Consider the following 18,823-nt stretch of genomic DNA (forward strand, 5'->3'; position numbering starts at 1 on the left):
ACGTCGGCTGCGGTGGGCGAGGCGTTCGCGCCGCCGGCCACCAGGAAGGGCGGCAGCGCGAACAGCTTCTCCGCATAGGGCGCGCCCGCCCGGCGACGAGGCGATCCTCTACCAGACGCTCGTCGGGGCCTGGCCGCACGATCTGGCGCCGGACGATCTCGAAGGCTGCAAGACTTTCGCCGAAAGGCTCGTCGCATGGCAGGAGAAGGCCATGCGCGAGGCCAAGCTCGCCACCGACTGGAGCAAGCAGAACGAGGCCTACGAGACGGCCGCCCGCGAGCTCCTGACGCGCCTGCTGACCGAGCCCGGCCTGCCGTTGCGGGCGGAGATCGCCGCGTTCGCCGACCGCATCGGACCCGCCGGCGCGGCGAACGGTCTTCTCCAGATCCTGCTGAAGCTCACGGTCCCCGGCGTTCCCGACACCTATCAGGGGACGGAGTACTGGGACCTCACGCTTGTCGATCCCGACAACCGCCGCCCCGTCGACTACCCGGCCCGCGAGGCGTCGCTGGCGCGCGGCGAAACCGTGCTCGAGGCGGCGGAGCATTGGCGGGACGGCGCGGTGAAGCAGGCCCTGATCAGCACCGTGCTGGAGGAGCGCCGCAAGCGAGCCGCGCTGTTCGCAGACGGCGCCTACACGCCGCTCAAGGCGGACGGAGCGCTGGCGGACGACGTGGTGGCCTTCGCACGGACGCTGGACGGCGAAGCCGTGTGCGTCATCGGGCTGCGCAACCTTTACGATAAGCAGACTTCGTTCCCGAGCCTTGCGGCGAAACCCGAGATGTTGCGCGAATGCCACATCTCTCTTCCATCGGAGCTTGTGGGACGGTCGGCCACGGAGCTGTTCTCGGGCCGCAAGGTCGCCCTTCAGCCCAAGATCTCCTTGGCGGACGCGCTCAGTCTGCCGGTGGCGGTGCTGAGCGTCGGGGACGCGGCATGAGACATTCTGCGTATGTCAATTCATGCCGCCGGAGAGCAGAAATTAAGTGAGCCGGCCAACACCGCGCGAGTCGCAGGATTAGAGCTCCCACTCGCGCCACGGCTCCCTGATGGTCTGCCATGGACACGCTGAAGCTGCCGCTCTCCCGTCACGACGCCGAACTTCTTGGTCAGGCTCTGGACGTATATGCGACGACCCTGATGTGCGCGCCGCTCGGCCTCGGCCTCGAGATGCTGGGCGCGGTGCGCAACCTGCGAGGCCGGCTCGAAGCCGCCGCCGACCAAGAGGACGCCGTCCGCGAAGCGACGGACGACCCCGAAGGCAACGTATTGCTGTTCGCGCGCGCCTGATCCGGCGCGTCTGGCCTGCGCCGTCGGAGCCTGAGGCTGCCGGCGTCGCCGCGCGTCATCTTCGACAGAGGCCGGCTCTGGAGGTCGCCATCGCGAACTCCACGTGTTTGACTGGAGCCGCGGCGTCGGTGCGGACGCCGGCGAAGACGGAGACAGCGCGATGAACGACACACCCACCGCCCTCGCGGCGGACGTGGCGCGACGCCCTGTGCGCAAGGCGGGCTCAGAGGCGAGCGGAACGACGGACGCCACGAAACTGCGGCAGGAGATCCTGGCGGAGCTGACCTATTCGGTCGGCCGCTCCCCGGAGACCGCCAGCACGCGGGACTGGTTCGTCGCGACCGCGCTCGCCGTCCGCGACCGGATCGTCGATCGCTGGCTGCTGGAGCATGCGCCCGATCACGCGCGGCCGCGCAAGCGCGTCTACTACCTCTCGCTCGAATTCCTCATCGGCCGCCTGCTGTTCGACGCGCTGCATAATCTCGGCCTCACCGAGGCCGCGCGCGAAGCGCTCGCGGGCCTGGGCGTCGATCTCGACCGCGTGCGTGAAGCCGAACCGGACGCCGCGCTCGGCAATGGCGGCCTCGGCCGGCTCGCCGCCTGCTTCATGGATTCGATGGCCTCGGTCGGCGTCCCGGCCTTCGGCTACGGCATCCGCTACGACCACGGCCTGTTCCGACAGGGCATGCGCGACGGGTGGCAGCAGGAATATCCGGAAGACTGGCTCTCCTTCGGCAATCCCTGGGAGTTCGCCCATCCGGAGATCGACTACGCCATCGGCTTCGGCGGCTATGTCGAACAGATCAGCGGGGGCGGCCGGGCCAAGCACGTCTGGCGTCCGGCCGAGAAGGTCGACGCGGTGGCGTTCGACATTCCGGTCGTCGGCTGGCGCGGCAAGCACGTCAACACGCTCCGTCTCTGGTCCGCCCGCGCGCCGGACCCGCTGAGCCTCGCGGCGTTCAACCGCGGCGACTATGTCGGCGCGCTCGCCGACCGCGTCCGGGTCGAGTCGATCTCCAAGGTCCTCTATCCGAGCGACGAGACGTCGGCCGGGCAGGAGCTGCGGCTGCGACAGGAATACTTCTTCGCCTCCGCCTCTCTCCAGGACCTCGTCCGCCGTCATCTGGAGGAGCATGGCGACCTCGGGTCGCTGCCCGACCATGTCGCCATCCAGCTGAACGACACGCATCCGGCGATCGCCATCCCGGAGCTGATGCGCATCCTGGTCGACCTCCACGACGTCCCGTGGGCGGAGGCCTGGCTGATCACGGTCGGCACGTTCTCCTACACCAACCACACGCTGCTGCCGGAGGCGCTTGAGAGCTGGCCGCTGCCGCTGATGGAGCGGCTGCTGCCGCGCCACATGCAGATCATCTACATGATCAACGCGCTCGAGCTCGAGACGGCGCGCGGCAAGCGGCCGGGCGACGATGCGCTGCTGTCCGCGGTCTCCCTGATCGACGAGAATGGCGGCCGCCGGGTGCGGATGGGCGTGCTGGCCTTCATCGGCTCACACAAGGTGAACGGCGTCTCGGCGCTGCACACCGAGCTCATGAAGCAGACCGTGTTCCGCGACCTGCATGCCCTGCATCCGGACCGGATCGTCAACAAGACCAACGGCATCACCTTCCGGCGCTGGCTGGCGCAGGCCAATCCGAGGTTGACCAGGATCCTGATCGAGGCCGTCGGCCCGGAGCTCCTCGACGATCCGGAGCGGCTCCAGCTGCTGCTGCCGATGGCGGACGACACCGGGCTGCACGACGCGCTGCTGAACGCGCGGCGCGAGAACAAGGTGGCGCTCGCCAAGATAATCGCCGAGCGCAACGACGTCTGGGTCGACCCGGACGCGCTGTTCGACGTCCAGATCAAGCGCATTCATGAATACAAGCGGCAGCTTCTGAACATTCTCGAGACGGTGGCGATCTACAACGCCATCCGCGCGCAGCCGATGCGCGCCTGGATGCCGCGCGTGAAGATCTTCGCCGGCAAGGCAGCGGCGAGCTACCATCAAGCCAAGCTGATCATCAAGCTCGCCAACGACGTCGCACGGATCGTCAATTCCGACCCGACCGTGCGCGGGCTGCTCAAGGTCGCCTTCCTGCCGAACTACAATGTGAGCCTCGCCGAGGCGATCATCCCGGCCGCGGACCTTTCCGAGCAGATCTCCACCGCGGGCACCGAAGCGTCCGGCACCGGCAACATGAAGCTCGCGCTGAACGGCGCGCTCACCATCGGCACGCTCGACGGGGCCAATGTGGAGATCCGCGAGCGCGTCGGCGATGACAACATCTTCATCTTCGGCCTCACGGCCCAGGAGGTGCAGGCGCGCAAGCAGCGCGGCTTCAACGCCCACGCCGCCGTGGAGGCCTCCCCGACGCTGCGCGAGGTGCTGGACTCGATCCGCAACGGCGTGTTCTCGCCGGACGACCCGAGCCGCTATCGCGGGCTGATCGACGGGCTGCTCGACAACGACGTTTTCCTGGTGACGGCGGATTTCGACGCCTATTTCGACGCCCAGCGTCGCGTGTACAGACTGTGGCGTGACCGGTCCGCCTGGATGAGCGCCAGCGTCAAGAACACCGCGCAGGTGGGCTGGTTCTCGTCCGACCGGACCATACTTGAGTACGCCAAGGAGATCTGGAACGTGCAGCCCTCGAGCGATCTCGCCTGAGGCCGCGGAGCCAGGGGACGCCAGGAGACGCCCGCATGCCCCCCAAGACGCCGCTTGGCCCGCCCTACGCCCGCGGGGCGATGGCGTTCGTCCTCGCGGGGGGGCGCGGGTCCCGCCTCCGGGAGCTGACCGACCGGCGCGCCAAGCCGGCGGTCTATTTCGGGGGCAAGTCTCGCATCATCGACTTCGCGCTCTCGAACGCGCTGAACTCGGGAATCCGGCGGATCGGCGTCGCCACGCAGTACAAGGCGCACAGCCTGCTCCGCCACCTGCAGAGAGGCTGGAACTTCTTCCGCGCCGAGCACAACGAGAGCTTCGACCTGCTTCCAGCCAGCCAGCGGGTTTCGGAAGGCGCCTGGTATCTCGGGACCGCCGACGCGGTCTACCAGAACATCGACATCATCGAGGACTACGCGCCGCGCCACATCGTCGTGCTGGCGGGCGACCACATCTACAAGATGGACTACGAGCAGATGCTCGCGCAGCACGTCGAGAGCGGCGCGGACGTCACGATCGGCTGCCTCGAGGTGGCGCGCAGCGAAGCGAGCGCCTTCGGCGTCATGCATGTCGACGAACACGACCGCGTCGTCGCCTTCCTGGAGAAGCCGGCCGACCCGCCCGCGATGCCGGGCAAGCCAGACCAGGCGCTGGCCAGCATGGGCATCTATGTCTTCGACACGCCGTTCCTGTTCGAACTGCTGCGCAAGGACGCCGAGGACCCGAACTCCGGCCACGATTTCGGGCACGACATAATCCCGCAGATCGTGAAGGGCGGGAAAGCGGTTGCGCACCACTTCTCGCGCTCCTGCGTGCGCTCGTCTTCGGAGAAGGAGCCCTACTGGCGCGACGTCGGCACGGTGGACGCCTATTTCGAGGCCAATCTCGACCTCACCGACTTCGTCCCGGCGCTCGATCTCTATGATCAGAACTGGCCGATCTCGACCTTCGCCGAGATGGTCCCGCCCGCCAAGTTCATCCACAACGAGGACGGGCGCCGGGGCCAGGCGGTGTCGTCGCTGGTCTCGGGCGGCTGCGTGGTTTCGGGCGCCTGCGTGACGGAGTCGCTGCTGTTCACCGGCGTGCGGGTGAACTCCTACACCGAGGTCGAGCGCGCCGTCGTGCTGCCCTATGTCGACATCGGCCGCTCGTGCCGGCTGAAGAACGTCGTGGTGGACCGCGGCGTGAAGATTCCGCCCAAGCTGGTCGTCGGCGAGGACCCCGAACTCGACGCGAAACGCTTCCGGCGGACCAAGAAGGGCGTCTGCCTGATCACCCAGTCGATGATCGACCGGCTTTGATCCCCAGGCGCGGGGTCGTCTCCGCCGCCGCCAAGGGCTATGAACCTCGCCTCGCTCCCACAAGAGAGAGCCGATGTCATTGAACGTTCTGGCCGTCGCCTCCGAAGCCTACCCGCTGGTCAAGACCGGCGGGCTGGCGGACGTGGTCGGCGCGCTCCCCGCCGCGCTCGAGCCGACCGGCGTGCGCGTCCAGACCCTGCTACCCGGCTACGGGGCGGTTCTGCACGCGCTGCGCGACGGCGAGATCGTGGCGCGTTTCGACGACCTGTTCGGCGGGCCCGCGACTGCGGTGGCCGGCCGCGCCGCGGGGCTCGAGGTCATCGCGATCGACGCGCCTCATCTCTACGCGCGGCCGGGCGGCCTCTATGCGGACGCGGGCGGGCGCGACTGGCCCGACAACGCGTTCCGCTTCGCGGCTCTCGGGCGGGTCGCGGCCGAGATCGGGCGGGGCGCGACCGCCCTGCCCTCCCCCGACGTGGCGCACCTGCACGACTGGCAGTCCGGTTTCGCGGCCGCCTACATGGCGCAGGCCGAGCGGCGGCCGCGGATCGTCGCCACCATCCACAACATCGCCTTCCAGGGCTGGTTTCCGGCGCACCTGCTTTCGCGCCTCGGGCTCCCGCCGCAGGCCATGTCGATCGAAGGCGTCGAGTATTACGGCGGGATCGGCTTCCTGAAGGCCGGGATCTACTACGCCGACCGGATCACCACCGTGTCGCCGAGCTACGCCTCCGAGATCCTGGAGCCGGCCGGCGGAATGGGCCTCGAGGGACTGCTGCGCAGCCGCAAGCGCGACCTCTTCGGCATACTGAACGGCATCGACGTCGAGGTCTGGGACCCCGCGACCGACGCCGCGCTGGAGATGCGCTACTCGGCGAAGGATCTCTCGGGCCGGCGGCTCAACAAGCGCGCGCTGTCGGAGCGGTTCCGGCTGGCCGCGAGCGCGGGGCCGACCTTCGGCGTCGTGAGCCGGCTGTCCGCCCAGAAGGGGCTCGATCTTCTTGCGGACGCGATTCCGGCCCTGCTGGAGACCGGCGCGAACCTGGCGGTGCTGGGCGCGGGCGACGCGGGCCTGGAGGATCGCTTCCGCGCTCTCGCGGAGACGCATCAGGGCCGGGTCGGCTGCACCTTCGGCTATGACGAGACGCTGGCTCATCTCATCCAGGGCGGCGCCGACGCCCTGCTGGTCCCGTCGCGCTTCGAGCCCTGCGGCCTCACCCAGCTCTGCGCCCTGCGCTATGGCGCGGTTCCGGTCGTCGCTCGGGTGGGCGGGCTCGCCGACACGGTGATCGACGCCAATCCGGTGGCGATCGCCGCGGGCGTGGCGACCGGCGTGCAGTTTTCTCCCGCCGGACGAGGGCCGCTCGAGGCCGCGATACGGCGGACTGCCGCGCTCTACGCCGACCAGGGAACCTGGACCCGTCTCCAGCGAAACGGCATGGCCACCGAGGTCTCGTGGGCCGCGTCCGCCAAGGTGTACGCACAACTATTCCGCGACCTTGTGCCCTGAGGACTTCCGACGCGGGCGCTCTACTTGGTTCGCCTGGATAGCCACATCCTCACCACCCCACCGGGCCGAGCCGCGGGCGTAGCATCAGAGGGCCTAGTCGTTGCGCGTCACTGTCATCGGTTCGGGCTACGTCGGACTGGTATCCGGCGCGTGTTTCGCGGATTTCGGCCACCAGGTGGCCTGCATCGACTCTGACGAACGAAAGATCGAGGCGCTCAACAACGCCGTCGTGCCGATCTACGAGCCCGGCCTCGACGAACTGGTCGAGCGAAACCTCTCGGCTGGCCGGCTGACCTTCTCGACCGAGCTCGCTCCGGCGGTGCGCGAGGCGGACGTCGTGATGATCGCCGTCGGCACGCCTTCGCGCCGCGGGAACGGCCACGCGGACCTGACCTTCGTGATGGAGGCGGCCCGGCAGATCGCCGGGGCGCTCGAGGGCTTCACGGTGGTGGTGAACAAGTCGACCGTGCCGGTCGGCGCCGGCGACGAGGTCGAGCGCGTCATGCGCGAAACCAATCCGGACGCCGAGCTCGCCGTCGCCTCCAACCCGGAGTTCCTGCGGGAAGGCTCCGCGATCGACGACTTCAAGCGCCCCGACCGGATCGTGGTCGGCGTCGAGGACGACCGCGCGCGCGCGGCCATGGAGGCCCTCTACCGCCCGCTCTCCCTCAACGTCGCGCCGCTGGTGTTCACCGACCGACGTTCGGCGGAGCTCATCAAATACGCCTCGAACGCGTTCCTCGCGACCAAGATCACCTTCATCAACGAGATCGCCGACCTGTGCGAGAAGGTCGGCGCCAACGTGCAGGAGGTCGCGCGCGGGATCGGCCTCGACAACCGCATCGGGTCGAAGTTCCTGCATGCGGGGCCCGGGTTCGGAGGCTCCTGCTTCCCGAAGGACACGCGGGCGCTCGCCCTCACGGCGCAGGAATACGGCTCGCCGGTCCGGATCGTGGAGACGGTGATTGCGGTCAACGAGGCGCGCCGCGACGCGCTCGCCGGCCGCGTCATCGCGGCCTGCGGCGGTTCGGTCGCGGGCAAGCGGATCGGTCTGCTCGGCCTCGCCTTCAAGCCCAACACGGACGACATGCGCGAGGCCCCGGCGCTCGCGCTGGTGCCGGCGCTGGAGGCGGCGGGAGCGGTGGTGTCGGCCTACGATCCCGAGGCGATCGAGCAGGCGCGGAGCCATCTCCCCAACGTCATCTACGCCGGGCACGCCTATGAGGCGCTCGACGGCGCCCATGCGCTGGTGCTGCTCACCGAATGGGATCAGTTCCGCGCGCTCGACCTCGCGCGGGTCAAGCGGATGCTACGCGAGCCGGTCGTGGTCGACCTGCGCAACGTCTACGCCCGCGAGGAAATGCAGCGGCACGGCTTCGTCTATCACGGGATCGGCCGGCCGCGCGGCTGAAGACCGCGCGATGCTTCCGTCCGGTTTCCGGACCTGTCTTTTCTTGGGGCTGTCTTGGCGGTTTCCTGGCCCTGGAGTGTGGCCCGCGCGCCACGAGCAGCTTCGAAAACAACATCGAAGAAACCGGATGCTCCCGGAACGCCCATTGCTGCGTTTATCGTCCGAACAAGGGAGCAGGCGGCTCGGGTCTTCCAGAAGAGACCCTAGTGCGACGTGCAAGGCGCCAGGGATCAAGATGAGTTCAGTGTCTCACGTCGTACGAGGCTGCGCCGCGGCCGCGTTGCTCGCGGCGTCGGCGTTGCTGGCGGGCTGCGCCAGCAATCTCGGCTCCGACCCGATCGCGGCCGCGATGTCGACCAGCTACCCCTCCGCACTTCCGGTCCAGTACCGCCGGCAGCAGGTCGTCGATCCGACGGGCGAGAAGCCGGGCACGATCGTGATCGATACGAAGGACAAGTTCCTCTATTTCGTCGAGCCCGACGGCAAGGCGATGCGCTACGGGGTGGGCGTCGGCAAGGAGGGCTTCGGCTGGACCGGCGAGGCCAAGGTCGGCGCCAAGCAGGAGTGGCCGGACTGGATTCCGCCCGCCGAGATGCTCCAGCGCCGCCCGGAACTGCCGCTGCGGATGTCGGGCGGCCCCGAGAACCCGCTCGGCGCCCGGGCGATGTATCTCTACCGCGACGGCAAGGACACGCTGTTCCGCATCCACGGCACGAACGAGCCGCTGACCATCGGCCGCGCGATGTCCTCGGGCTGCATCCGCATGATCAATTTCGACGTGCAGGATCTCTATGAGCGCGTGCCGATCGGCACCAAGGTCGTGGTGCGCTGAGGCGTCTGCGGCCGGCGCGTCGCGAACCGGCTCCGCTCATGAAAGCGCCGCCGACCAGGTGGTCGACGGCGCGAACGCAAGATCAGATTGAAAGACGCTGGTCTAGTGAATCGTGGGCTGCGGTGACTGCAAACGCATCATTTCGTCCTTGATGCGGAGTTTCTTCCGCTTTAGAGACGCGACCCTGACGTCATCGGTGCTCGGGCGCGTCAGTTCGATTTCAATCTCTCGTTCGATCGCTTGATGTTTCTTCTCGAGCTCAGCAATGTGGGACTCGATGGACATAAAGCACGTCTCCCTTTTTTAAGATCGACGTGGCGATGATGTCACGGTCGGCCCCGCCTGTCGAACAGAGATCGCTCTTCGGACCTTCACAGCGCCGTGCCGGGCGCTTGCCGCTCCTGCGGACGGCGGCGATACTCGGGGGCGGAGATCGCGTGCGTGAGAGACAGGCTGACGAATGACGGGGCGGGACGAGGAGACGCGGGCCCAGGAACGAGCGGCCCGGGAGGAGCTCGCCCGCCTTCGTGAGGAGCACCGCGATCTCGACCACGCCATCGACGCGCTCGAGGCGCTGGGCTCCGGCGACCGCCTGCAGGTCCAGCGGCTGAAGAAGCGCAAGCTGAGCCTCAAGGACCGGATCGGCTTCCTGGAAGACCAGCTCACGCCCGACATCATCGCCTGACGCCCGGCGGGTTTGCTTGCCTGCCAAACCGCGGGCGCCTATTGTCGAGCGCTGATCCCCTCTTTCTTTCGGAGCATGCCCAGATGGTCGCGGACAACCGCGCCGAGCCGCCCCCCGTCGCGATCGTGATGGGCAGCCAGTCCGACTGGGCCACGCTCGCGCACGCCGCCGAGACGCTGGACGCGCTCGGGGTGCCCTATTCGGCCAGGATCGTCTCCGCGCACCGGACCCCGGACCGGCTGGTGGCGTTCGCCAAGGGCGCCGAGGCCGAGGGCTTCCGGGTCGTGATCGCCGGCGCCGGAGGCGCGGCGCATCTCCCCGGGATGGTCGCCGCCATGACGGCGCTTCCAGTGTTCGGCGTGCCGGTCCAGTCCAGCACTCTCTCGGGGCTCGACAGCCTGCTGTCGATCGTCCAGATGCCGGCTGGCGTTCCGGTCGGCACCCTGGCGATCGGCCGCTCCGGCGCGGTGAACGCCGCCCTGCTGGCCGCTTCGGTGCTCGCGCTCTCCGACCGCGAGCTCGCCGGGCGCCTGGCCGGATGGCGGCGCGCCCAGACCGACGGCGTCGCCGAGACCCCTTCCGGGAGCGCCTGAACATGACCTCCCGCATTCTCGCCCCCGGCGACACGATCGGCATCCTGGGCGGCGGCCAGCTCGGCCGCATGATCGCGCTCGCGGCCGCCCCGCTCGGGCTGAAGACCCACATCTATGCGCCGGACCCCAAGAGCCCGGCCTTCGACGTCGCGACCGAGCGCACGGTGGCGGCCTATGAGGACGAGGCCGCGCTCGCGCTGTTCGCCGACAGCGTCGACGTCGTGACCTATGAATTCGAGAACGTGCCGGCCGCGACCGCGCAGCTCGTCGCGCAGTACCGCCCGCTGTTTCCGGACGCCCGCGCGCTCGCGACCACGCAGGACCGCCTGCTCGAGAAGACCTTCGTCCGCGATCTCGGCATCCCGACCCCGGCCTTCGCGCCGGTCGACGACCGCGCCAGCATGGCGGCGGCCGTCGGGGCCATCGGCCGGCCGGCAGTGCTGAAGACGCGCCGCTTCGGCTATGACGGCAAAGGCCAGGTGCTGGTGCGCGAGGGGCTCGGCCTCGACGCCGCGCTCGCGATGATGAACGGCCAGCCCGCCATTCTCGAGGCCTTCGTGCATTTCCGCGCCGAGGTCTCGGTGATCGCCGCGCGCGGCCGCGACGGGACGTTCGCGGCCTACGACGTAGTCGAGAACCGCCATGAGAACCACGTCCTGCGCACATCGGAAGCCCCTGCCGACGTCAAGCCGGAGACCACCGCCTCCGCGGTCGCGATCGCGCGCAAGATCGCGGAGGCGCTCGACTATGTCGGCGTGCTGGGGGTCGAGCTGTTCCTCGTCGACGGCCCGGCCGGCGAGCGGGTCGTGGTCAACGAGATCGCGCCGCGGGTGCACAACTCCGGCCACTGGACGATCGAGGGCGCGCTGACGAGCCAGTTCGAGCAGCACGTCCGGGCGATCGCCGGGTGGCCGCTCGGGGCGACCGACACGCGCGGCCGGGTGACGATGACGAACCTGCTCGGCGCCGAGGCGAACGACTGGCGCGCCCTGCTGGCGGAGCCTGGCGCCGCGCTTCACCTCTACGGCAAGTCCGAGCCTGCGCCGGGCCGCAAGATGGGCCATGTCACGCGGGTAAAAAGCTGAAGCTCAGGCGTCTTCGGAGGGCCTTGCGGAAATCGCATGGCCGCCCCACACGCCCGCGTGACAAGCCCCAAGGTCTTTGCTAGTTTCCTTCGCAGACGGCGGCCCGCGCCAATGCGGGCGCGCTGTTTTTTGTTTTCCGCGTCCGCGCAGGCGGACCTCTGTTTCGCCGATCCCGAAACGCCCAGACGAGGCACGACGTGCAGGTTCTCGTTCGCGACAATAATGTCGACCAGGCCCTCAAGGCCCTCAAGAAGAAGATGCAGCGCGAAGGCATTTTTCGCGAGATGAAGCTGCGCGGCCATTACGAGAAGCCGTCGGAGAAGCGCGCCCGCGAGGCCGCCGAAGCCGTCCGCCGCGCCCGGAAGCTGGCCCGCAAGCGCGCCCAGCGCGAGGGCCTGCTTCCCATGAAGAAGAAGTGATTCGCTGAACGCTTCGGCGGACGCGGCGCTTAGGCCGAGGGCCGCTCGCCGGGTTCGCGCAGTGCGCCCGTCAGGCCACGCCGGCGGGCGTTTTTGCGTCTCCGTGTCTGTTGCGACGCGACGGCGGGCCGGACGCGCCCTAGAATCGCATTGCCGCCGCAATCGCCTTGTCTGACGGGCCTTCAGGCGGCGCACAGAAGGCGGGACAGGCTATGGGACGGGGCAGCGCTTCACGAACGTTGGGCGGATTGGCGGGGCTGGCCCTCGCGACGCTCGGCCTCGCGGCTTGCGACACCGTCGGCTCGGGCTCCGGCTCGCGCTCGATCGACCCGGACGTCTACGCCGCCCGCCAGACGGACCTCGGCTCGCTGACCCAGGTGGTCAACAACAACCCGAGCGACCCCGAAGCCTGGAACATGCGCGGCTCCGCCTATGCGCGGCTCGGCCAGTACGACAGCGCGATCGGCGACTTCAACCGCGCGATCCAGCTGAACGGCTCCTTCGCGAAGGCCTACGCCAACCGCGCCCTCGCCTACCGTTCGCAGAACAACATGAGCGCCGCGCTCGCCGACTACAATCGCGCGATCCAGGCCGATTCGAACTACAGCCCCGCCTATGTGGGCCGCGGCAATCTCTACCGGCAGACCGGCCGCCTCGACGCCGCGGTCGCGGATTACGATCAGGCGATCCAGCTCGATCCGAACAACGCGCAGGCCTGGCACAATCGCGGGCTGGTGCATCAGTCGCAGGGCCGACAGGACGAGGCGATCGACGACTTCACCAAGGCGACGGCGATCTCGGTGACCGCCGCGGAGCCTTATGTCGGGCGCGGGATGAGCTATCTGGCGCAGGGCGACGACAAGGCCGCGCTCGACGATTTCAACACCGCCCGCACGCTCAACCCGAAATATATCGACGCCTGGATCGGCCGCGGCATGGCGTTCGAGAAGCGCAACGAGCTGGGCAACGCCCGCGCGGCCTACGCGCAGGCGCTCAACATCGACGGCAAGGATCCGCGCGCCACGGCCGGCTTCGAGCGGGTCGGCGGCCGTCGCGGCGAAACCTACAGCGAGCAGTAAGGCAGGAGCATCGATGGCCCGTCGACCGATCGACCCGCGCGCAGCCGCCGAAGCCGCGTTCCGGCCAAAGGCGCCGCCCGCGCCCGCTCCGGAGCGCAAGCAGGGCGTTCCGGGAGCGCGCGAGATGGTGACGCTGCGCATCGACTCCGACGTGCTCGAGCTGTTCCAGTCCGACGGCGCGGGCTGGCAGGACCGCATCAACGACACGCTCCGCGAGGCGGTGCGCGGACGGCTCACGGCGGCCTCCGGCGGGGGCGCGATCCCGGTCGACCAGCTGACGAGCGAGAACGATGACGGCGCGGGCTGAGGCGGCCCGCATGGCGTCCCACGCTCCGGCGCACGACATGACGCCGGCCGGTTGGCGGCTCACGCTGCCGCTGGCGAACCTCCGCGGCGAGGAGCGGGCGAAGGCGGGCTCATGGGCCGCCGCGATCGCGGACAAGGCCGCGGCCAGGCGCGCGATCCCCTATGGCTCCTCGGTGCCGAGCGCGCCCCTGCGGCCGCTATCGGCCGAGGAGCTCCGCCGCCTCGGCGTCGCTCCCGGCGAGGTCAGGAAGATCTGAGCGACAGCCTCAGCGGTCGGGTTGCGCGATGCGCGGGTGGATGACCCGGTCCCCGGGCTTCAGCCCGATGCGCTCGGCGGCGCCGGCCACGAGCTCCACGACATATCTCACCGGGCCTTCCGAGGGGATGACGCGGGTCGACAGCGGCTGCGTCGCCCGTTCGACGCGCCTCACCCGGCCGTCCGCGGTGACGAACACCATGTCCAGGGACAGGTAGGTGTTCTGCATCCACATGGCGATCTCGTCCGACTTGCCGAAGTCGAACAGCATGCCGTGATCCGCCGGCATCGACCGGCGGTACATCAGGCCGACCTCGCGCTCCTCCGGCGTGACGGCGACCTCGACCATGAACGTATGGGGGCCGGACGCGGTCTCGAAGGTCAGTTTTTCGAGGGGAGAGGCCCGGCCGGGGCTGACGCCGCAGACAAGCAGAGCGAAGGCGAGCGCGATCCGCGCCAGCATTTGCGTCGTCATGCGGATTCCCGTGGAGGCGCGGTCAGTGCGAGGACGGGCCGCCGCCCGGCCCGTCCGGCCGGACCTCCGCGGCCATCAGGCCCTTCGGCCCCGGGCCATAGCGGACGAACACCTTCTGCCCGGGCCGCAGCTCCATGATGCCGAACCGGCGGAGCGTCTCCATGTGGACGAAGATGTCGGGCGAGCCGTCGCCGCGCGTCAGGAAGCCGAAGCCGCGCAGCCGGTTGAACCATTTCACCTCGACCAGCTCCAGCGAGCTGGTCGGCGTCACCGAGACGTGGGTTCGCGGCGGGGGAAGCTCGCCGGGGTGAAGCGCCGTGCTGTCGTCGATCGACAGCACCCGGAACGCCTGGGCGCCCTTGGGCCGAAGCTGCGCCTCGCAGACGATGCGGGCGCCCTCATTGGCGGTCTGGAAGCCGTCGCGGCGCATGCAGGTGACGTGCAGCAGGACGTCGGGTCCGCCATTGTCGGGCACGATGAAGCCGTATCCCTTGGCCACATCGAACCACTTGATGGTGCCAGAGACCTCGTACAGATCGATGGGAACCGCCTCGGACGGAGCGTCTGAACGCTCCATCGCTCCGGGGGAACCACTCCTCGCCCTGTCAGCACCCATTACAACCGCCCGCCCGGAAACACCGCGTGACGAAAGCCGCCGCCTCGACTCCATCAAACCCAACGATACCACCCGGCGGGTTGGGGGGAAGCGAAAAATGGCCCAATCAAGGCGTCGCGTCCATGCACAGGGCGAAGAGGCGGTTAAACCGGAGGTCGAAATTTCCGCGGAGACGGTCCGCCGCGCCTCTCTTGCGCTTGGCGTTTCGGCCTATAGCTAGCCGCGCCGGAAGCCGGAGAACGCCTTCATGAAATATCTCCACACCATGGTGCGCGTGAGCGACGTGGACGCCTCGCTCGATTTCTACTGCGCGAAGCTCGGGCTGGAGGAGGTCCGCCGGACCGAGAGCCCGCAAGGACGCTTCACGCTGATCTTCCTGGCCGCGCCCGGGCAGCCCGACGCCCAGATCGAGCTGACCTACAACTGGGACCCCGAGGTCTATGGCGAAGGCCGGAACTTCGGCCACCTCGCCTATGAGGTCGAGGACATCTACGCCGCCTGCGAGCGCCTGATGGCGGCCGGCGTCACGATCAACCGGCCCCCGCGCGACGGCCGCATGGCGTTCGTGCGCTCGCCCGACAACATCTCGATCGAACTGCTGCAGGCGGGACCGGCCAAGCCGCCGGCCGAGCCCTGGGCCTCCATGCCCAACACCGGCAAATGGTGAGCCGCGGCGGCTACTGACGCGGAGCCGGCGGCGAGGACGGCGTGACGATTCCGGCCTTCCGCCACGGGCTGCGGCCGAGGCCGAAGCGCTCGAGCCGGTCCAGCAAGCCCCAGAACAGCGGCGCCTGACGCCCGCGCAGCGGGCCGAGCGACCAGATGTCGAGCCCGGTCCAGGGCAGGAACGGATTGCGCCGCGAATAGGCCCAGATCTCGACCCGCGTCGACGGCCGCTCGCTCTTGCCTCGGGCGTGGAAGCCCGAGGTGTCGCCTACGATTAGCGTGTTCGCCGGCACCGCGAACTTGCGCGGCTCCGGCAGCCGCATCCGCTTGAGGTCGCCCGGGCCGACGCGGAAGGAGCCGCGGGCGGAGAGCCGGTCGAGCGAGGAGGCGCGGACGCTCATCCGCTTCTCCCAGGCGAGCTTTCGCGGCGTCGGCCGATGCGACCCCGGCACGTAGACGAACGGGCCCAGATCCTCCTCGACGTCGTGCAGGAACAGCCACGCCTTCATCGTGGGATGGAAGCAGTCCGCGTGTACGGCCGTCTGCGGATCGGTCGAGGAGCGGTCCACCTGCGCGAACACGGTCTGGACGTAGATGATCGGCTCGACGTCGAAGCTCGCGACGTAGCGCAGCAGGCTCTGGAACTCCGGCCGCCGCACGAGCGCCGCGCAGGCCGGAAGGTCCTTGAGCGCCTCCGGATCCAGCGCGATCCGCCGCGTGACGGCGTCGCCCTGCTTCATCTCGCGAGCCGGGACGCGGGCGGTCTCGAGCTCGGCGACGAGCGCGCGAAACGCGTCCGGCGGGAGAAAATCGTTCTTCATGATGAAGCCGTCGCGCGCGAACGCCCGGCGGTCGCCTTCCGCGACCCGCGAGGCCAAGCGCGCGCGGCGCTTCTCGGCCATCCGGTAGGCCAGCCGCACGCGCCACACATGCAGGCCCCGGCGATTAAGCTTCTCGCTGCCCAGGATGCCGTTGTCGCAGAACGACTTGGCCCCGGTGAAGATTTGCGCCGCCCACAGCGGAGCGAGCAGCCAGCGCAGTCCTGTCATTCGCACGTCCCGTCCGAGCCCAACGTCGCCGCGGAACCTACCCGCTCCCACAGCCGGTGTCTTCCGGCCGGGCGGCCCGCGCTTCGCCGCTCGAGGTCGCGGGCCAACTCGTGCGTCAGAATGTCGCACGGCACGTGTCGGCGACAGTGGCGGGGGGCCCAGTTCGCCGATCCCGCCCTATGTGCCGTGGAGGAATCGGCAAGAGGTTGGCCAGCTTACAATAAAATCCCGGCGCCGAGCGCCGCCCCGGCGCCCTCTATTCGATTTCTCGACCTGGTCTTGACCTGCCCTCGTGCGGTCACGGCGGGAGTTAACGTGTCTTTCTGTGGGGCGCCGCCCGCCCTCGACTTTTGCGGCGCCGCGGCGTCATCAGTATTCCCAACGTGAGACAACACTACTTCATTCAGATCGTCTGGCCTCGAATGCGAATATATAGTTAACGCGACGTAAACGAGGGAGTGAGAATTGGCCGCCCCTTTCAGAGAGGTAAACAGAACGTTAATATCGCTGGGACGGACGCTCTGCGGTTGTCAGTTGGGTTGGGTGAGTTCGCAATGTCGGTGTCGATGAGCCTCCCTGAAGGTCGCCCTTTCGTGAGCCTTGACCGAGCGCGCGCCAAGCTGCGCGCGGCGCTCGGCGCGACGTCGGCGGCTCGCCAGCCCGCCCGTCCCGCGCTGGACGAGATCGGCTACGACGAGATCGAGGTCGAGCTCGACCCCGCGCAGAGCGCCTGCTGGTGCTGGATGAACCCCGTCGGCGCGCCGAGCTTCACCCCCGGCCTGCTACGCGACATCTCTGCGCATCAGCTGGCGATCCGCGAGGCGTTCGCCGAGGCCGCGCCCGAGGAGCCGCCGCTGAAATACTGGGTGCTCGCGTCCCGCCTGCCCGGCATGTTCAACCTCGGCGGAGACCTCGACCTGTTCCGGGGCTGGATCCGCGCGCAGGATCGCGAAGGGCTGCGGGACTACGCGCGCGCCTGCATCGACGTGCTGCACGAGAACGCGATCGGCTTCGACCAGTCCGTCATCACCGTCGCGCTGGTCCAGGGAGACGCGCTCGGCGGAGGGTTCGAGGCGGCCCTGTCCTGCGACATGATCGTCGCGGAGCGCGGCGCCAAGTTCGGGCTGCCGGAGATCCTGTTCAACCTGTTTCCGGGCATGGGGGCCTACAGCCTGCTCGCCCGCCGGGTCGGCATGGCGGAGGCCGAGAAGATCATCGCGAGCGGCAAGCTCTACTCGGCGGAAGAGCTTCACGAGCGCGGGCTCGTGCAGGCGCTGGCGGAGCCGGGCGACGGCGTCGCGGAGACGCACCGCCTGCTGAGCCGCAACCTGCGGCGGCACAACGGCCTCTCCGCCCTGTTCCGGGCCGGCCGGCGGGTGGCGCCCCTGCTCTATGACGAACTGCGCGACATCACCGACATTTGGGTGGACGCCGCCTTGCAGATCGAGGAGTCGGACCTTCGCAAGATGGGCCGGTTGACCGCCGCGCAGGATCGCCGGCTCCAGACCGGCGGCTCGCTCGCCGCCGAGTAGCCCGGAGGGCTAGCCGCCCTCCCCCTGCCGCTCCTCGCGGTCCGGGAATTGCCGCAGCAGCGTCTTGCGGACCCTGTCGAACTCCGCCTCCAGCCGGGTGACGCGCTCTGCGCCATGTGCGGCCAGTTCGCGCGCGTCGAAATTCCGGCACGACAGACAGATCTCGTAGATGCCGCGCGCCCCGATATTCGCGGCGCCGCTGCGCAGCGCGTGAGCCTGCTCGCGAAAAGCGGCCGGTTCGCCATGCCGAACCGCCTCATGCAGCGCCTTGAGCACGCCGGCGGCCTCGCCGATGAACTCGCCCACGAGATCGCCGACGAACTCCTTGCCGCCGAGGTCCTCGAGGTCGGAGAGCGTCCGCTTGTCGACCACCGCCCGGCGTGCGGGGCGGAAGTTCGGATGCGCCGCAATGTTGGCGACGAGCTCGTCATCGACGGGGTGGAGCGGCTCCGCCGCGGTCGCCTCGGCCTCGGCGGTCGCATGGCCGGGCGCGCCGGCCGTGACCTCGTCGATGATGGCGAGCAGCCGGTCCGGCTCGATCGGCTTCGTCAGGCAGGCGTCCATCCCGGCTTCGAGGCAGCGCTCGCGCGCCGCCGGTGTGGCGTCCGCCGTCAGCGCAACGATCGGCGTCCTGGCCTTCCCGATCGAGGCGAAGCGGTAGAGCTTGGCGCACTCGATGCCGTCGAGGACCGGCATGTTGACGTCCATCAGCACCAGGTCGAACTGCCGCTCTGTCAGCGCGTCCAGCGCAAGTTCGCCATTGTCCGCGATGCGCACCTCGTGGCCCGCGCGCTCGAGGATCTTGGTGATGACCTTCTGGTTGGTGCGGTTGTCCTCGGCGACCAGGATCGCGAGCCGGCGCTCGGCGCGCTTCACCTCCCCGGCGACGCGACGGGCGCCCAGCCGTCCGCCCGAGCCCGCGCTTGCGGCCCGGACCATCGCGGCGAGCTCGGCCGAACGCTTAATTATGTTGATCCAGACGATGAATTTTCGAGCTGGTGTTGCGGCCCAAGCTAGCTTTTTTTCATCGAACAATCCTTTTCAGCCGGT

Annotated in this window: 20 protein-coding genes and 1 pseudogene; 16 read left to right on the forward strand and 5 right to left on the reverse strand. The window is 69.0% G+C overall.

The window, feature by feature from the left end:
- The 7 genes and pseudogenes from ACIKT0_RS03630 to ACIKT0_RS03660 all read left to right on the forward strand — a co-directional run.
- A pseudogene (locus tag ACIKT0_RS03630) lies at positions 1-940 on the forward strand (malto-oligosyltrehalose synthase); the annotation flags it as partial.
- A 119-nt stretch (positions 941-1,059) separates the two neighbouring features.
- Positions 1,060-1,290, forward strand: coding sequence for a hypothetical protein (locus ACIKT0_RS03635; protein ID WP_183393597.1), 231 nt, complete (start codon positions 1,060-1,062; stop codon positions 1,288-1,290).
- Positions 1,291-1,450: 160 nt separating this feature from the next.
- Complete coding sequence (locus ACIKT0_RS03640) at positions 1,451-3,961, forward strand: glycogen/starch/alpha-glucan phosphorylase (RefSeq protein ID WP_407104044.1); 2,511 nt, start codon at positions 1,451-1,453, stop codon at positions 3,959-3,961.
- A 35-nt stretch (positions 3,962-3,996) separates the two neighbouring features.
- Entirely contained in the window at positions 3,997-5,259 is a 1,263-nt protein-coding gene (gene glgC / locus ACIKT0_RS03645) for a glucose-1-phosphate adenylyltransferase (protein WP_407104045.1), read from the forward strand.
- A 73-nt stretch (positions 5,260-5,332) separates the two neighbouring features.
- A complete protein-coding gene (gene glgA, locus ACIKT0_RS03650) occupies positions 5,333-6,769 on the forward strand; it encodes a glycogen synthase GlgA (protein ID WP_407104046.1) in 1,437 nt (478 codons plus the stop codon).
- Between the two features lie 100 nt (positions 6,770-6,869).
- Positions 6,870-8,180, forward strand: coding sequence for a UDP-glucose dehydrogenase family protein (locus ACIKT0_RS03655; RefSeq protein WP_407104047.1), 1,311 nt, complete (start codon positions 6,870-6,872; stop codon positions 8,178-8,180).
- Between the two features lie 235 nt (positions 8,181-8,415).
- Positions 8,416-9,012, forward strand: coding sequence for a L,D-transpeptidase (locus tag ACIKT0_RS03660; protein ID WP_407104048.1), 597 nt, complete (start codon positions 8,416-8,418; stop codon positions 9,010-9,012).
- A 102-nt stretch (positions 9,013-9,114) separates the two neighbouring features.
- Here ACIKT0_RS03660 and ACIKT0_RS03665 read toward each other — a convergent pair whose 3' ends face one another.
- On the reverse strand, positions 9,115-9,297 hold the full coding sequence (locus ACIKT0_RS03665) for a YdcH family protein (RefSeq protein WP_183393591.1): 183 nt from the start codon (positions 9,295-9,297) through the stop codon (positions 9,115-9,117).
- 175 nt (positions 9,298-9,472) lie between these two features.
- Between ACIKT0_RS03665 and ACIKT0_RS03670 the strand changes: the two genes are divergently transcribed.
- From ACIKT0_RS03670 to ACIKT0_RS03700, 7 genes are all read left to right on the forward strand, one after another.
- Positions 9,473-9,697 carry a YdcH family protein gene (locus ACIKT0_RS03670; protein WP_407104049.1) on the forward strand — a complete coding sequence of 75 codons (225 nt, stop codon included), beginning with the start codon at positions 9,473-9,475 and terminating at the stop codon, positions 9,695-9,697.
- 83 nt (positions 9,698-9,780) lie between these two features.
- Positions 9,781-10,290, forward strand: coding sequence for a 5-(carboxyamino)imidazole ribonucleotide mutase (gene purE, locus ACIKT0_RS03675; RefSeq protein ID WP_407104050.1), 510 nt, complete (start codon positions 9,781-9,783; stop codon positions 10,288-10,290).
- 2 nt (positions 10,291-10,292) lie between these two features.
- Complete coding sequence (locus ACIKT0_RS03680; protein ID WP_407104051.1) at positions 10,293-11,375, forward strand: 5-(carboxyamino)imidazole ribonucleotide synthase; 1,083 nt, start codon at positions 10,293-10,295, stop codon at positions 11,373-11,375.
- 197 nt (positions 11,376-11,572) lie between these two features.
- Positions 11,573-11,794 carry a 30S ribosomal protein S21 gene (gene rpsU / locus ACIKT0_RS03685; RefSeq protein WP_183393587.1) on the forward strand — a complete coding sequence of 74 codons (222 nt, stop codon included), beginning with the start codon at positions 11,573-11,575 and terminating at the stop codon, positions 11,792-11,794.
- A gap of 248 nt (positions 11,795-12,042) precedes the next feature.
- Positions 12,043-12,873, forward strand: coding sequence for a tetratricopeptide repeat protein (locus ACIKT0_RS03690; RefSeq protein WP_407104052.1), 831 nt, complete (start codon positions 12,043-12,045; stop codon positions 12,871-12,873).
- Between the two features lie 13 nt (positions 12,874-12,886).
- Positions 12,887-13,180: a BrnA antitoxin family protein gene (locus ACIKT0_RS03695; protein WP_407104054.1), complete on the forward strand. Its 294-nt coding sequence runs from the start codon at positions 12,887-12,889 to the stop codon at positions 13,178-13,180.
- A 10-nt stretch (positions 13,181-13,190) separates the two neighbouring features.
- Positions 13,191-13,436 carry a hypothetical protein gene (locus ACIKT0_RS03700; RefSeq protein ID WP_407104055.1) on the forward strand — a complete coding sequence of 82 codons (246 nt, stop codon included), beginning with the start codon at positions 13,191-13,193 and terminating at the stop codon, positions 13,434-13,436.
- Between the two features lie 9 nt (positions 13,437-13,445).
- Here the strand turns inward: ACIKT0_RS03700 and ACIKT0_RS03705 are convergent, their stop codons facing one another.
- Both ACIKT0_RS03705 and ACIKT0_RS03710 read right to left on the reverse strand, forming a co-directional pair.
- On the reverse strand, positions 13,446-13,910 hold the full coding sequence (locus ACIKT0_RS03705; RefSeq protein WP_407104056.1) for a DUF192 domain-containing protein: 465 nt from the start codon (positions 13,908-13,910) through the stop codon (positions 13,446-13,448).
- 22 nt (positions 13,911-13,932) lie between these two features.
- Positions 13,933-14,487, reverse strand: a complete 555-nt coding sequence (locus ACIKT0_RS03710; protein ID WP_407104057.1) for a cold-shock protein — start codon at positions 14,485-14,487, stop codon at positions 13,933-13,935.
- A 286-nt stretch (positions 14,488-14,773) separates the two neighbouring features.
- Between ACIKT0_RS03710 and ACIKT0_RS03715 the strand changes: the two genes are divergently transcribed.
- Complete coding sequence (locus ACIKT0_RS03715) at positions 14,774-15,193, forward strand: VOC family protein (RefSeq protein WP_407104058.1); 420 nt, start codon at positions 14,774-14,776, stop codon at positions 15,191-15,193.
- A 10-nt stretch (positions 15,194-15,203) separates the two neighbouring features.
- On the opposite strand, the gene ACIKT0_RS03720 is transcribed toward ACIKT0_RS03715, so the two are convergent.
- Complete coding sequence (locus ACIKT0_RS03720; RefSeq protein ID WP_407104059.1) at positions 15,204-16,241, reverse strand: phytanoyl-CoA dioxygenase family protein; 1,038 nt, start codon at positions 16,239-16,241, stop codon at positions 15,204-15,206.
- A gap of 593 nt (positions 16,242-16,834) precedes the next feature.
- Here ACIKT0_RS03720 and ACIKT0_RS03725 point away from each other — a divergent pair.
- A complete protein-coding gene (locus ACIKT0_RS03725; protein ID WP_407104060.1) occupies positions 16,835-17,773 on the forward strand; it encodes a crotonase/enoyl-CoA hydratase family protein in 939 nt (312 codons plus the stop codon).
- A gap of 9 nt (positions 17,774-17,782) precedes the next feature.
- Here ACIKT0_RS03725 and ACIKT0_RS03730 read toward each other — a convergent pair whose 3' ends face one another.
- A complete protein-coding gene (locus tag ACIKT0_RS03730) occupies positions 17,783-18,808 on the reverse strand; it encodes a response regulator (protein ID WP_407104061.1) in 1,026 nt (341 codons plus the stop codon).
- Positions 18,809-18,823 lie beyond the last annotated feature (15 nt).

The sequence above is a fragment of the Hansschlegelia beijingensis genome (assembly GCF_045505405.1).
Classification (GTDB): Bacteria; Pseudomonadota; Alphaproteobacteria; order Rhizobiales; family Methylopilaceae; genus Methylopila; species Methylopila beijingensis_A.